Source organism: Paeniglutamicibacter sp. Y32M11 (genome assembly GCF_019285735.1).
Taxonomy (GTDB): domain Bacteria; phylum Actinomycetota; class Actinomycetes; order Actinomycetales; family Micrococcaceae; genus Paeniglutamicibacter.
The window spans coordinates 372,517-385,179 of sequence record NZ_CP079107.1; the positions used below are offsets into that span (position 1 = coordinate 372,517).

Annotated in this window: 11 protein-coding genes; 7 read left to right on the forward strand and 4 right to left on the reverse strand. The window is 61.2% G+C overall.

Annotated features, from left to right (window positions below; genetic code table 11):
• Nucleotides 1–160: 160 nt before the first annotated feature.
• From KUF55_RS01680 to KUF55_RS01695, 4 genes are all read left to right on the forward strand, one after another.
• Nucleotides 161–1,159: a 2-dehydro-3-deoxygalactonokinase gene (locus KUF55_RS01680; protein WP_218817802.1), complete on the forward strand. Its 999-nt coding sequence runs from the start codon at nt 161–163 to the stop codon at nt 1,157–1,159.
• Between the two features lie 67 nt (nt 1,160–1,226).
• Nucleotides 1,227–1,871: a 2-dehydro-3-deoxy-6-phosphogalactonate aldolase gene (locus KUF55_RS01685; protein ID WP_255557234.1), complete on the forward strand. Its 645-nt coding sequence runs from the start codon at nt 1,227–1,229 to the stop codon at nt 1,869–1,871.
• Nucleotides 1,868–3,016, forward strand: coding sequence for a galactonate dehydratase (dgoD, locus tag KUF55_RS01690; RefSeq protein WP_132364500.1), 1,149 nt, complete (start codon nt 1,868–1,870; stop codon nt 3,014–3,016). Before KUF55_RS01685 ends, dgoD begins: the two co-directional genes overlap by 4 nt.
• Before the next feature lie 5 nt (nt 3,017–3,021).
• Nucleotides 3,022–4,344, forward strand: a complete 1,323-nt coding sequence (locus KUF55_RS01695) for an MFS transporter (protein WP_132364502.1) — start codon at nt 3,022–3,024, stop codon at nt 4,342–4,344.
• Nucleotides 4,345–4,427: 83 nt separating this feature from the next.
• Here KUF55_RS01695 and KUF55_RS01700 read toward each other — a convergent pair whose 3' ends face one another.
• A complete protein-coding gene (locus KUF55_RS01700) occupies nt 4,428–4,967 on the reverse strand; it encodes an NUDIX hydrolase family protein (protein WP_132364504.1) in 540 nt (179 codons plus the stop codon).
• A gap of 159 nt (nt 4,968–5,126) precedes the next feature.
• Between KUF55_RS01700 and KUF55_RS01705 the strand changes: the two genes are divergently transcribed.
• Complete coding sequence (locus KUF55_RS01705; protein WP_218817803.1) at nt 5,127–6,563, forward strand: DHA2 family efflux MFS transporter permease subunit; 1,437 nt, start codon at nt 5,127–5,129, stop codon at nt 6,561–6,563.
• A gap of 112 nt (nt 6,564–6,675) precedes the next feature.
• Here the strand turns inward: KUF55_RS01705 and KUF55_RS01710 are convergent, their stop codons facing one another.
• Complete coding sequence (locus KUF55_RS01710; RefSeq protein WP_218817804.1) at nt 6,676–7,662, reverse strand: Lrp/AsnC family transcriptional regulator; 987 nt, start codon at nt 7,660–7,662, stop codon at nt 6,676–6,678.
• 159 nt (nt 7,663–7,821) lie between these two features.
• Here KUF55_RS01710 and KUF55_RS01715 point away from each other — a divergent pair, with 159 nt between their 5' ends.
• Nucleotides 7,822–9,057, forward strand: coding sequence for a M20 family metallopeptidase (locus KUF55_RS01715; protein ID WP_218817805.1), 1,236 nt, complete (start codon nt 7,822–7,824; stop codon nt 9,055–9,057).
• Nucleotides 9,058–9,104: 47 nt separating this feature from the next.
• Nucleotides 9,105–10,469 carry an MFS transporter gene (locus tag KUF55_RS01720; protein WP_132364510.1) on the forward strand — a complete coding sequence of 455 codons (1,365 nt, stop codon included), beginning with the start codon at nt 9,105–9,107 and terminating at the stop codon, nt 10,467–10,469.
• 126 nt (nt 10,470–10,595) lie between these two features.
• Here the strand turns inward: KUF55_RS01720 and KUF55_RS01725 are convergent, their stop codons facing one another.
• On the reverse strand, nt 10,596–11,705 hold the full coding sequence (locus KUF55_RS01725; protein WP_218817806.1) for a tRNA-dihydrouridine synthase: 1,110 nt from the start codon (nt 11,703–11,705) through the stop codon (nt 10,596–10,598).
• Between the two features lie 68 nt (nt 11,706–11,773).
• Complete coding sequence (locus KUF55_RS01730; RefSeq protein ID WP_218817807.1) at nt 11,774–12,535, reverse strand: hypothetical protein; 762 nt, start codon at nt 12,533–12,535, stop codon at nt 11,774–11,776.
• Nucleotides 12,536–12,663 lie beyond the last annotated feature (128 nt).

The following is a 12,663-nucleotide window of genomic DNA, read 5'->3' on the forward strand; positions in this document are numbered from 1 at the left end:
GTCAGCGATTCTCATGATCGAATCAGGCTCGTCCGGAACTGGGTCGCATCCCACTATATGCGACGTGCTTTGAAATATTGGAACGACTGCTCCAGCCTTTCATGTGAACGGGAGCACATTGGACCCGTGACCGGAACCACGTATGAGGATTAGACGAGCAATGTTGCACAGCACCGAAGGCCAGTTGATCGCCCTTGATTGGGGCACAACATCCGCACGTGTTTATCTCTTGGGTGCCGACGGCACCGTGTTGGATCGCCGGAGTGAGCCATGGGGCATCTTGCAAGTAGCCGAACGCGGGCAAGCAACATCAGTCAGCCTGCAAGCTTCCTTCGAACAATGTCTAGAATCGCTATGCGGCGACTGGCTAGCCCAGTATCCTCATGTGCCGCTGCTTGCCTGCGGCATGGTCGGAAGCAAGCAGGGCTGGGCCGAAGCCGCCTACACTCAGACACCGGCGGACTTACACTCCTCCGAGATGGAATTGAGAACTGTGGAACTGGCCAATGGGCGAGTGCTGCACATCATTCCCGGAATCATCGACAAAAAGGCCCTCCCGGACGTTATCCGGGGGGAAGAAACTCAGATCCTCGGAGCGCTGCACATGCAAGGCGCTATCGACCCCGACGTACCAGCCGAACCACGGCTGATGTTGTTGCCGGGGACGCACTCCAAGTGGGTGACGCTCAGCGGTGCAATCGTGCAGCGATTCAGCACCACAATGACCGGCGAAACCTTTGCGCTACTGTCCAAGCACAGCATTCTTGCCAAGTTGATGGAACCGAACCCCGAGATCTCCTGGATCGCTTTTAAACGTGGGGTGGAGATCGCACGTTCTCAGCATGGACAAGCCGGAATCATGATGACAGCCTTCTCGGCTCGAACCCTGGTCCTCACTGGTCAGTTGGAACCGATCGATATTCTCGATTACCTCTCCGGATTGATGATCGGGTCTGAGATCCGTGGAGTCTTCGACTCCTGGACCGGGGACCTTCCGCAAAGCATCACCATCTGCGGCAATGAGAACCTGAGTGCCCGCTACAAGGCGGCGCTGCAAATATTTGGCATCGCCAACATCCATGTCCTGAATGACACCGCATCGGCAGGCATGTGGAAGGTCGCTCACAACACCGGCTTGCTCAGTGGGCAGCCCGTATAGCTTCGGGCAACAGAGATTTCGCAACACTTTTTCGCAGACGCAAATAACTCTTAGAAAGGTCAGCATCGTGATCGAGGCATCACCTCAAAGGACATCCACCGGACTCGTCGCCATCCTGCGCGGGCTGCACCCCGACGAAGCAGAAGCAGTTGGTGCCTGCCTGTACGAAGCAGGGTTCAGGTCGCTAGAGGTTCCGCTGAATTCTCCCGATCCATTAAAAAGTATCAAGATCCTGCGCAGTACCCTGCCTGCCGATGTCCGGGTCGGCGCCGGAACGGTGCTCAATGTTGAGCAGGTTCGGGCGTGCAAGGCCGCCGGGGCGCAGATCATCGTCTCGCCCAACACTAACGTCAACGTCATCGCCGAAACCGTGGCCCTGGGCATGGATTCCTTCCCGGGGGCAGCTACCCCCAGCAACGCCTTTGACGCCATCGAAGCCGGCGCCCGCAACGTCAAGATTTTTCCGGCCGAACAGGTAGGGCTGGGTGGGTTTAAAGCCTGGACCGCGGTGATCCCCTTGGAAATCGGGCTGATTCCCGTCGGCGGCGTCAACGAGGAAAACATGGGCGAGTGGGTCGACGCCGGAGCCACCGGATTTGGCATCGGCTCGGCCCTTTACAAGCCCGGACGAGGTATTGAAGATCTGCGCGTCCGCGCCACCAACATTGTCCGCGCCTACAACACGATCCACGAGACGAGGAAGTCCGCATGAAAATCACCAAACTGACCACCTACATGGTTCCGCCTCGCTGGCTGTTTCTGAAGGTTGAAACCGACGAGGGCATCGTGGGTTGGGGAGAACCGGTACTCGAGGGGCGTGCAGCCACCGTGGCCGCGGCTGTGGATGAACTCTCGGATTACGTCATCGGCAAGGATCCACGGAATATCGAGGATCTGTGGACCGTCATGTACCGTGCCGGCTTCTACCGCGGCGGCGGTATCCACATGAGTGCGCTGGCGGGTATCGACCAGGCACTGTGGGACATCAAGGGTAAGGCCCTGGGCGTGCCAGCCTACGAACTGCTTGGCGGCAAAGTCCGGGACAAAATGCGGGTTTACTCGTGGATCGGCGGCGATCGCCCCTCGGAAACCGCGGCAGCGGCACGCGCAGCCGCGGACCGAGGATTCACCGCCGTGAAGATGAACGGCACCGAGGAAATGCAGTACATCGATACCTGGGACAAGGTTGAGAAGTGCCTCGAGAACGTTCAAGCGGTTCGCGAAGCGGTGGGCACCAATGTGGGCATCGGCGTGGACTTCCACGGCCGTGTGCACAAGCCCATGGCGAAGGTGCTCATCAAGGAACTCGAGCCCTATAAGCTCATGTTCATTGAGGAGCCGGTACTCAGCGAAAACGTTGGGTCCATGCTGGATGTTTTGCGCAACACACCCACTCCCATTGCGCTGGGAGAGCGGCTGTATTCCCGCTGGGACTTTAAAGACATCATCGCCTCCGGCGCCGTGGATATCATCCAGCCCGATCCTTCGCACTGTGGCGGCATCACCGAGGCCCGCAAGATCGCGGCCATGGCCGAAGCCTACGACGTAGCAGTCGCGTTGCACTGCCCGCTGGGCCCGATCGCGCTGGCAGCCAACCTGCAAATTGATGCGGGTTGTTACAACGCCTTCATCCAGGAGCAATCCCTGGGAATCCACTACAACAAGTCCAATGACCTCCTGGACTATGTGCTTGACCCCTCGGTCTTCGCCTACGAGGACGGCATGGTCGACATCCCGACCGGCCCCGGCTTGGGCGTTGAGGTTAACGAGGAATATGTCATCGAGCGTGCGGCCGAAGGTCACCGCTGGCGCAACCCGGTTTGGCGTCACAAAGACGGGTCCTTCGCAGAATGGTAAATCGAATGCCACAGACCATGCCGTCCGTCGCCGAGCCCATCACCGGCTCCGCGAAGCGGACCAGGATGCGCTACGTCGTAGCCATCATGCTTTTCCTGACAGTTGTCATCAACTACATGGACCGCTCGAACCTTTCGGTGGCAGCGCCATTAATCTCCGCGGAATTCGGCTTGGACACGGCCCAGCAAGGCCTGCTGCTATCGGCATTCGGCTGGACCTATGCGGCCATGCAGCTCCCCGGGGGCTGGTTGGTTGACCGCGTACCGCCGCGGCTGCTTTACCCGATTTGCCTCGTTCTATGGTCCGTTGCCACCATCTTCATGGGCATGGCCGGGAGCTTCGTCGCGCTGATTGTTTTGCGTCTGGCCGTGGGTGGTTTTGAGGCACCCGCCTACCCGATCAACAACAAGGTAGTCACCGCCTGGTTCCCGGAACGCGAACGAGCCACCGCCATTGGGTTCTACACCTCGGGCCAGTTCATTGGCCTCGCGTTGCTGACTCCGGTGCTGATCTGGTTGCAGCACGCCATGAGTTGGCACTGGGTATTTGTGATCACCGGTGCGGTGGGTGTGCTCTGGGGTGTGCTGTGGTACCTGCTGTACCGCAACCCGATGGACTCCAAACGGGCCAACACCGCGGAAATCGAATACATTCGCGCCGGCGGCGGACTAGTCTCCCTGGGCAGCGATGAAGCCAACGAGGTCAAGCCGAAGCTGACCAAAAAGGATTTCGCCCTCGTCTTGGGGCGCCGCAAGCTGTGGGGCATTTACATTGGCCAATTCTGCCTGACCTCTACCCTGTGGTTCTTCCTGACCTGGTTCCCCACCTATTTGGTGTCCTACCGTCAGATGGATTACATCAAGACCGGGTTCCTGACCTCGTTGCCGTTTATTGCCGCCCTGGTGGGCGTCTTGATCAGTGGGGTGCTCTCGGACTTCATGCTGAAGCGCGGTGTCAGCCTGGGCACGGCACGCAAACTGCCCATCATCATCGGCTTGCTGCTGTCCATGAGCATGATCGGTGCCATCTTTACCGACAGCACCGCGCTGGTCATCACCTTCATGTCCATCGCGTTCTTCGGAAATGGGCTGGCCTCCATCACCTGGTCGTTGGTTTCGGCTCTGGCTCCGGCCCGACTAATTGGACTGACCGGTGGCATGTTCAACTTCATCGGCAACCTGTCCTCGATCGCCACCCCGATTGTCATCGGTTTATTGGTGACCAAGACCGACTTCGGTCCCGCCTTCATTTACATGACGGTGATCGCCGCGGCCGGCATCCTGTCCTACGTGTTACTCGTAGGCAAGGTCAAGCGTGTTGAAGGATAACTAAGACAACACCACAAAGGCCGGGGCTCTGCACATCATGATGATGCGCAGAGCCTCGGCCTATTAATTGGCGTGGGTGGTGTTTAGCGGTTGTAGCCAACGTGTGCGAGAGCCTGACGCACGAGATTCTCGCGACCGCCGGCGAATTCTTCTTGAATATTTGGGCTGAGCGCTTCTTCCGGCGTGAGCCAGGTGAGCTCGAGTGCATCCTGACGCGGTGAGCATTCTCCGCGAACCGGAACGATGTAGGCCAGTGCCACGGCATGCTGTCGTTCGTCGGTTAATCCCGTTTCCGAGGGAGAGGGGAAGTACTCCGCCACGGTGAAGGGCGCGGGGCTCGGCGGCAACTGCGGCATGGCCAGCGGGCCAAGGTCCTTTTCGATGTGGCGAGTCAGCGCGGCCCGAATGGTTTCCCGGTACATCACCCTGCCCGAGACGAAGGTACGCAGCATTCGCCCCTCGGGATCGGCGGTGAGCAATAGCCCGATCTCCATGACGTAGCCGAGCGGATCCAGGCGTACCGGGATCGCTTCGATGTAGAGCATGGGCAACCGGGCGCGGGCCTCGTAGAGGTCTTCATCGGACAACCAGCCGGGATAGGGATCCGGAGTGCGAACGTTCATGTTCCCATCTTGTCCCATCGACCCCGTGGCTGGCCACGCCGTGGGCCGTGTTGTGAGATTCCCAGAATGTTTTCACTTTGGGGAATGAACCGTGGACACCCAGCGCTAGAATGAAATGTTCATCAACGCCACCCCCTTTTATGGAAGAGGCCACTACCCGTGACCGAGACCAGCACCAAACTTAACCCCAAGGATCTTGCCACCATCACGGTGCTGATCGTTTCCGCGTTTGTGGTGATCCTTAACGAAACCATCATGAATGTGGCACTGCCGGTGCTCATGCATGAATTCAAGGTCAGCGAAGAAGCCATTCAGTGGCTCTCGACGATCTTCATGCTCACCATGGCCGTTGTCATCCCGGCCACCGGATTCCTGCTCCAGCGCTTCAGCACTCGCGGGGTCTTTATGCTTGCGATGATCCTGTTCACCGCCGGAACTCTGCTCGCAGCGGGCGCTCCAGGCTTCGAACTGCTGCTTGCGGCCCGGGTGATTCAGGCGTCGGGTACGGCAATTATGATGCCGCTGTTGATGACCACGGTCCTTGACCTGGTGCCGGCGGAGCGACGCGGAGTCATCATGGGCAATGTGTCGATCGTGATTTCCGTGGCGCCGGCCATCGGCCCGACCATCTCCGGGTTGATCCTGCAGTTCCTGAACTGGCGCTTCATGTTCCTGATCATTGCTCCGATCGCCCTAGCGGCGCTGCTCATTGGCGCACCGCGGCTGAATAAGGTGGCAGAGGCCTCCAAGATGCCGCTGTCGATCGCCTCGGTGATCCTCTCCGTTCCGGCCTTCGGCGGTCTGGTCTTGGGACTCAGCAGGCTCTCGGCCAATGGACTGAACGCCCAGACCGTGGCGATCCTCGTGATTGCGGTGCTGGCGTTGGTGTGCTTCACGATGTTGCAGCTTCGCCTGCAAAAGAAGGACCACGCGCTGCTTGACCTGCGTACCTTCAGCTACCGACCCTTCACGCTGTCACTCTCGCTGATGATTCTGGCGATGGTGGCACTGTTCGGGGTGATCATCCTGTTGCCGATGTACCTGCAGAATGTCCGTGGGCTAGACACCCTGGCCACCGGCCTGATGCTCTTGCCCGGTGGATTGCTGATGGGGCTGTTGGCCCCGTTTGTTGGGCGACTCTTTGACAAGGTGGGCCCGCGCCCGCTGGTGATCCCGGGAGCCGTCATTCTGACCCTGGTGCTCTTTGGCTACTCGCGCCTGCTTGGGGCCGAGACGGCCATCGGCATGATTATTGCCTTGCACCTAGCGATGTCATTGGCTCTCTCGCTGATCTTCACCCCGGCGTTCACCACCGCACTGAACCCGTTGCCGCATTCCCTGCACTCCCATGGTTCGGCGGTACTTTCCACGCTGCAGCAGTTGGGCGGGGCCGCGGGCACAGCCCTGCTCGTTGGTGTCTTGGCATCGCGCATTGGTGCCGGAGCCGAAGCCGGAATTGATCCGATTCAGGCTCAGATTAATGGATTCTCCGCGGGCTTCATGGTCGCGGCAATCTGCTCCGTCGGAATGATCATCATTTCGCTCTTCCTCACCAAGGCAGAGACTCCTGCTTCCGCGCCGGTCCACGCCCACTAATCACCGGCTTAATCTGATCCGGTGCCACTCGCGCTGGGCCACACACCACCCCGTTCTCCCTTTTGCAGGGATGGCGGGGTGGTGTACTTAACCCGCAGTATGCAGGAGCGGATCAGGTGACGACCTCTCCGGTGGGACGCCCCTCCGGATCCAGCATCCAGCCCATGCGTTTGAAGGCGTGCACGCCCACGCAGGCCTCGATGATCTCCACGCCCGGGACGCGAACGGCCAGTCTGGCCTCCACATCCGCAATGTCGGCAGGGGTACGCAGCTGCATCATGAACGTCATGTTTGCCGCGCCGGTCGTGGCGGCGCAGAGACGAAGTGTTCGCTGTTCCATCAGGAATGCGGCCACGGTGTCGGCGGTGCCGGCCGGGACCTTGGCGAACCACTGCACCGTTAACGGGTAGCCGGTGTAATGACTCGCCAGTTCGCAGCGCAAGGTCACCATCCCGGTTTCTAACGCCACCTTCAGGAAGCGGCCAGTGGTGGAGGGGTGCTGCCCGGTGGCCTGAGCGATCTCCGTGGCGGTGGCCCTGCCATCGTGCATGAGGACCCGGAGCATGGGCCAAAAGGTATCCGGGATGATGGTCGGCTGAGACAGCGGTGGATGGATGAGCCGTTGGAGCTGCGCCTGCTGCGCGGGAGAGAGTACGTCCAGTCGCCATGCGTTGCCGGTGGCATACAGCTTGGTGCACAGCGAAACCTTGGTGCGTTGGACGCCGCGGGTACCGCGGATGCGAGGGAGGACCTTGCGCGCCATGTCCAGCCAGTCGGCGGCCAGACAGGTAAGCCGGAAGTCTGCCGTACTGGTCGCGTCATCCACGGTCAGCACCTCGGTGATCGCGCAGAGGTCCGCCTGCACCTCCTCGATGAGCGCCGGATCCGCCACCACGTCGATGAAGGCGGTGCAATGCTGCTCCGGGCGCCCACTCAGATGTCCCAGAACCCAGGCCATGCGGTCCTCGCGCAAACGCGCCCAGCGCGCAGAAAGTGTTGCCGGGTGCCGCCCGAGAATCGTGCCCAACTCTGACCAGCCGGCCCGCGGAGCAATTTGCAATGCGTGCACCAGCTGTAGGTCTTCGACCGGTAGTTCCATCGACACACCTTTCCTTTCAGTGCAATAAAACGTGGTTTAAAAGCTAGCTAGTGCAATTTTTCGTGAATGTAGCTCCATTATCCTGCCACGGCCCCACTCTCAATAGTGACATAGCTCACCGAATGGTGGGCGATGGAAATCAGAAAGAGGACACGGGGCATGAGCACCGCTACCACCGCTATTGTGCAGGACGCAGCCGAACTCCTTCCGGAGATCACCCGCCTGCGCCATGCGCTGCACCGCGAACCCGAAACCGGGTTGCAGCTGCCACGAACCCAGGAACGAGTGTTGCAGTGGCTTGAGCCCCTCGGATACGAAATTTCGCTGGGAACCGATCTCACCTCGGTGACGGCAGTTCTGCGCGGAGGAGCCTCCACGGCCCCCGCCGGCGAGCGCCCCACGGTATTGCTGCGCGGTGACATGGATGGACTGCCACTGCAGGAAAAGTCCGGTGTTGAGTTCGCCTCGCAGACTGGTGCGACCATGCATGCCTGTGGGCACGACCTGCACACAGCGATGTTGGCCGGAGCCGCAACCCTATTGGCCGAGCGCCGCGACTCCCTCACCGGGGATGTGGTGTTGATGTTCCAACCCGGCGAGGAAGGCTGGGACGGTGCGAGCCGTATGGTGCGCGAAGGCGTACTGGAGGCCAGCGGAAAGAAGGTCGATGCCGCCTTTGGGTTGCATGTGATGAGCTCGATGGGATCCACCGGAGTATTTACTTCCAAGGATGGCGCGGTGATGAGCGCCTCGGATGGATTGTTCGTGACGGTGCGCGGTGCCGGCGGGCATGGCTCGGCACCCTTCGCGGCCAAGGACCCGGTGACCGCTGCCGCGGAAATGGTGACGGCCCTGCAGGTAATGGTGACCCGCCAGTTCGACGTCTTTGACCCGGTGGTCATCTTCGTCGGGGTGTTGCGGGCCGGAACGGCACGCAACATTATTCCGGACACCGCCTACTTCGAAGCGACCATCCGTTCCTTTAGTCACGCGAACCACGACAAGCTCCAGCTTGTTGTCCCCGCCTTACTCCAAGGCATCGCTCAGGCCCACGGGCTGGAGGTTGAGGTGGGATACCGCACCGAGTATCCCACCACGATTAACGCCGTAGCGGAAACGCAATTTGCGGCAGACGCGGTACGCGAACTCTTTGGGACGGATTCCTTCACCACCATGGCCAGCCCCCTGGCCGGTTCCGAGGATTTCTCCCGGGTACTTCAAGAGGTTCCCGGTGCATTTATCTTCCTCTCGGCGCTGACTCCCGGTGTGGACGGTTCATCTGCCGCCTACAACCACTCCCCATATGCACGTTTTGATGATTCGGTGTTGGGTCGCGGTACCGCGCTCTACACGCAGCTGGCCACCACCAAGCTCGCTTCCCTGGCAACACGCTAACCCCTCCCTTCCCCACTCACGCACACACTCACTCGAGGATTTACGACATGAGCATCAAGGTCCAGCAGGTTCCCTCCGGTGGCCATCAGGCCCCCCAGCCCACCATCACGTCCAATGGCCATTCGGTTCCCGGCCAGTCCACCGTCAAGACCCTGCTAGGTATTGGCGCGGGCAACGCGGTGGAATGGTTCGACTGGGCCATCTACGCCACGTTCGCTTCCTTCATTTCCGGCCAGCTCTTCTCCAAGGCCGACCCGACCTCCGCGTTCCTGGCCACCATGGCGATCTTCGCCGTCGGCTTCGTCGCTCGCCCCTTCGGCGGTGCCTTCTTCGGGTTGATCGGTGACAAGGTCGGCCGCAAGGCCGCCATGACCATGGCCGTGGGTCTGGCCTCGGTCGGTTCGCTGATCATCGCGATTACCCCGACCTACTCAAGCATCGGCGCCGGTGCCTCGCTGATCTTGCTGGTGGCCCGCCTGTTGCAGGGTCTTGCTCACGGCGGCGAGATGCCCAGCGCGCAGACCTACCTCGCCGAGGTGGCCCCGGCCCCGAAGCGCGGGTTCTACTCCACGCTGATGTACTTCTCCGGGACCGCAGGCATTGTGGCCGGCACGCTGCTCGGCGCGATCCTCACCGTCACCCTGACCAAGGAACAGATGGGCGCCTTCGGCTGGCGCATCCCCTTTGCCGTCGGTGCGTTGATGGGCCTGTACACCCTGATCATGCGCTCACGCCTGAAGGAAACCGAACAGTTCGAGGAACAGAAGTCGGCCAAGGCCGCGGCCGCCACCAAGGGTCCCTCGGTCTTCTCGCAAATCATGGCCAACTGGCGCCAGGCGGTGCGGGTCATCGGTTTGACCGTCGGTTTGACCGTGGTCTACTACATCTGGTCCGTTTCGACCCCCGCCTACGCGATCGCCAACCTGAAGATGGATCCGGCCACCGCGCTGTGGACCGGCGTCGCCGCCAACCTGGTGTTCATGACCGCCCTGCCGTTCTGGGGCAAGCTTTCGGACCGCATCGGCCGTCGTCCGGTCCTGCTGATATCGGCACTGGGTGCCGCTGCCCTACAGTTCCCGATGTCCTCCCTGGTGCGCGGTGAAGCCTGGCAGCTGTTCGTCGCAATGTCGGTGATGCTCATCTTCATCGCCGCCTCCGCCTCGATCGTTCCGGCCGTGTACGCCGAGCTGTTCCCCACCGCGATCCGCACCATCGGCGTGGCCATCCCCTACGCCATCGCGGTGGCGGCCTTCGGCGGCACCGCTGCCTTCCTGCAGGCCGGGTTCAACGCCTGGTTCGGTATCCCCACCGGTGGCACGATCTTCGCGATCTACTCCATCGTCCTGCTGCTGATCAGTGCGCTCACCATCTACAAAATGCCGGAGTCCGTGGGCAAGGACCTACGCGGCTAAGCGCAAGGGTACTGCCGCCATACACACCAAAGGTGCGGGCCGTCGGAGGAATTTCTCTTCCGCTGGCCCGCACCTTTTTAATCCATGCGGCGACGAGTGAGCTTAATGGCACCGCGAGAGGAGCTTTTACCAGTGGGCGCGCCAGTACTGAGCGGCGAAGGGGACCTCGTCTGGGGCTGCACCCAGTTCTGCCGCGGCGGCAGCCGGCCAGTTGGGGTTCTTTAGGGCGGCCCGACCGATGGATACTCCGTCGGCGGCTCCCGTGACCAACACCTGTTCGGCCTGCGAAGCATCGTTGATCATGCCCACGGCCGTGACAAAAGCATCGGGGACGGCGTGCTTCACCGCGGTGGCCAATGGCACCTGGAAGCCGGGGCCGGTGGGCCCAAAGTACTTGCCGATTCCCGCGCTGGAGAGGTCAAAGGCCGTGACACCGAGTTCGTAGGCTTCGGTGGCGAAGCGTGCGGTATCTTCAATCCTCCACCCGCCCTCAACCCAGTCATCACCGGAGAATCGGATGGCCAACGGCTTGTGATCGGGCCACGCGGCACGCACCGCGCTGATCACTTCGCGGGCATAGCGGGTGCGGTTTTCATAACCTCCGCCGTATTCGTCGGTGCGGGTATTGGTCAATGGGGACAGGAATTGGTGAATCAGGTAGCCGTGGGCTCCATGGAGCTGGACGAGATCAAAGCCTGCCTCATCGGCACGACGTGCGGCCTCCGCCCAGTCTTGGATGGAAACCTTGATCTGCTCAACGGACATGGCAGCGGGGGAAACCAGGCCGAAGACTTCGGTTTCGGACGGTCCGGTGGTGTCCCAACCGCCATCTTGCACACTGATGCTTCCGACCTTGCCGTCGGCCGCTGCTTGCGGAAGCCACGCGTAGGTGGAGGCCTTGGCTCCGGCATGGGCCAGCTGAATTCCGGCTGCCGCCCCTTGTGAGTGGAGGAAATCGACAATCGGTGCCCACGCTTGGGTCTGCGTGTCGTTCCAGATGCCAGCGTCGTGGTCGCTGATGCGTCCCTGCGCGGTGATGGCCGCGGCCTCGGTCATGACTAGGCCGAATCCTCCAGCGGCACGAGCTCCCAGGTGAGATAGGTGCCAGGCGTGCGGAACACCGTCGCGGTTGGTGACCGAATACTGGCACATCGGCGCCAATACCGTGCGGTTCCGTAGTTTCAGGCCGGGGCCCTGTGGGGTAGTCAGTTGGACCGGGGTGAAGAGTTTGCTCATGTTCGGAGCAACAGGCACGCCGCTTCGGCTATTCCCAGCAGCACCGATCCGCGGATCGGGGCGAAACCTTAAGGGCGGGTCTGCTCGCCGACATCCGCATTCGATTCAACGATCCGCAGATAGCCGTGATCGGGGTGTTGCACGAACAGCACACGTGAGGCATTGTCCTCGTCGATCCGATAGCCGATGGGAGTTTTTGAAACTCGTTCCACCAGAGTCTCCAGGTCACCCGCGTACTCCAGCGAAAGTTCAATGCGAGACGATTCCCCCGGGCATACCTCAATGCGCCCGCCGTGTTTGGCCCGGTATTGCACCGAGGAGGCGTCGGGGGAGTGCGCATAGGATTTTGCCCCGATGTTCTGCAGGGTCTTTATGATGCCCGACGGGTCGGGGGTGTGCCAGCGGATCAGGACCGTGAGGTTCCCGCGGGGGTTCTCCGCGCTCCCGGTGAGCTCTGGCGGCGTTCCGTCGGTGTCCAGCGGATCAACCGCCAGCGCGGTGAATTTCACCGAGTCGGGAGCGGTGATATGTGCCACCGTGGGGCCAGCGCTACCGGGCGCTGCGGGGATCAACGTGACGGGCGTGCCATCACTGATGGTCCAGCGCGCGAAAATCTCCAGATCGCGCACCTCGAAGTGCAGCTCTGTGCCGGCGTCGCTGGCATCTTGCACCAGGATGCGCCCCGCATCGGCAGCGAAGCATCGATTGGTGTTGCTCGTTGACCCAGCGGTGGCGGGAAGCTGCGTCATTTCGCGCAGTCCCAGAGCTAAAAATAGTTCGGACCAACCTGCAGCATGGCCGGTTCGCAAGGTGGGGCGGATGCGAAGCATCGAGGGCTCTCCAAGTGGTGTTGCTGGGCCCTGGGAGCCGTCGGGCAAGGGCCGGGTTGGTGGTTAACAACAGTGTATTTCGAACAACCGACCAACCTCGACCGAACTTCATCGGGTTACGGCCGCGG

What these genes read in the sequence shown, in the direction of transcription:
- KUF55_RS01680 (WP_218817802.1), top strand. Translation starts at nt 161, where the DNA reads ATGTTGCACAGCACCGAAGGCCAGTTGATCGCCCTTGATTGGGGCACA.
- dgoD (WP_132364500.1), top strand. Translation starts at nt 1,868, where the DNA reads ATGAAAATCACCAAACTGACCACCTACATGGTTCCGCCTCGCTGGCTG.
- KUF55_RS01695 (WP_132364502.1), top strand. Translation starts at nt 3,022, where the DNA reads ATGCCACAGACCATGCCGTCCGTCGCCGAGCCCATCACCGGCTCCGCG.
- KUF55_RS01700 (WP_132364504.1), bottom strand. Translation starts at nt 4,967, where the DNA reads ATGAACGTTCGCACTCCGGATCCCTATCCCGGCTGGTTGTCCGATGAA.
- KUF55_RS01710 (WP_218817804.1), bottom strand. Translation starts at nt 7,662, where the DNA reads ATGGAACTACCGGTCGAAGACCTACAGCTGGTGCACGCATTGCAAATT.
- KUF55_RS01715 (WP_218817805.1), top strand. Translation starts at nt 7,822, where the DNA reads ATGAGCACCGCTACCACCGCTATTGTGCAGGACGCAGCCGAACTCCTT.
- KUF55_RS01720 (WP_132364510.1), top strand. Translation starts at nt 9,105, where the DNA reads ATGAGCATCAAGGTCCAGCAGGTTCCCTCCGGTGGCCATCAGGCCCCC.
- KUF55_RS01725 (WP_218817806.1), bottom strand. Translation starts at nt 11,705, where the DNA reads ATGAGCAAACTCTTCACCCCGGTCCAACTGACTACCCCACAGGGCCCC.
- KUF55_RS01730 (WP_218817807.1), bottom strand. Translation starts at nt 12,535, where the DNA reads ATGCTTCGCATCCGCCCCACCTTGCGAACCGGCCATGCTGCAGGTTGG.